Source organism: Citrobacter portucalensis, assembly GCF_002042885.1.
GTDB classification, from domain to species: domain Bacteria; phylum Pseudomonadota; class Gammaproteobacteria; order Enterobacterales; family Enterobacteriaceae; genus Citrobacter; species Citrobacter portucalensis.
In genome coordinates, this window is record NZ_MVFY01000036.1 from 1 (window position 1) to 1,004 (window position 1,004).

General features: G+C 53.2%; 1 protein-coding gene. It reads left to right on the forward strand.

What is annotated here, in order from left to right; translation table 11 throughout:
• A partial coding sequence (tuf, locus tag BZK40_RS24060) for an elongation factor Tu (RefSeq protein WP_139762125.1) occupies window positions 1–1,004 on the forward strand: 1,004 nt, incomplete at both ends.

Below are 1,004 nucleotides of genomic sequence, written 5' to 3' on the forward strand. Positions count from 1 at the left end.
CTGGCTAAAACCTACGGCGGTGCTGCTCGTGCATTCGACCAGATCGATAACGCGCCGGAAGAAAAAGCTCGTGGTATCACCATCAACACTTCTCACGTTGAATATGACACCCCGACTCGCCACTACGCACACGTAGACTGCCCGGGCCACGCCGACTATGTTAAAAACATGATCACCGGTGCTGCGCAGATGGACGGCGCGATCCTGGTTGTTGCTGCGACTGACGGCCCGATGCCGCAGACTCGTGAGCACATCCTGCTGGGTCGTCAGGTAGGCGTTCCGTACATCATCGTGTTCCTGAACAAATGCGACATGGTTGATGACGAAGAGCTGCTGGAACTGGTAGAAATGGAAGTTCGTGAACTTCTGTCTCAGTACGATTTCCCGGGCGACGACACTCCGATCGTTCGTGGTTCTGCTCTGAAAGCGCTGGAAGGCGAAGCAGAGTGGGAAGCGAAAATCATCGAACTGGCTGGCTTCCTGGATTCTTACATCCCAGAACCAGAGCGTGCGATTGACAAGCCGTTCCTGCTGCCTATCGAAGACGTATTCTCCATCTCCGGTCGTGGTACCGTTGTTACCGGTCGTGTAGAGCGCGGTATCATCAAAGTTGGTGAAGAAGTTGAAATCGTTGGTATCAAAGAGACTGCTAAGTCTACCTGTACTGGCGTTGAAATGTTCCGCAAACTGCTGGACGAAGGCCGTGCTGGTGAGAACGTTGGTGTTCTGCTGCGTGGTATCAAACGTGAAGAAATCGAACGTGGTCAGGTACTGGCTAAGCCGGGCTCTATCAAGCCGCACACCAAGTTCGAATCTGAAGTGTACATTCTGTCCAAAGACGAAGGCGGCCGTCATACTCCGTTCTTCAAAGGCTACCGTCCGCAGTTCTACTTCCGTACTACTGACGTGACTGGTACCATCGAACTGCCGGAAGGCGTAGAGATGGTAATGCCGGGCGACAACATCAAAATGGTTGTTACCCTGATCCACCCAATCGCGATGGA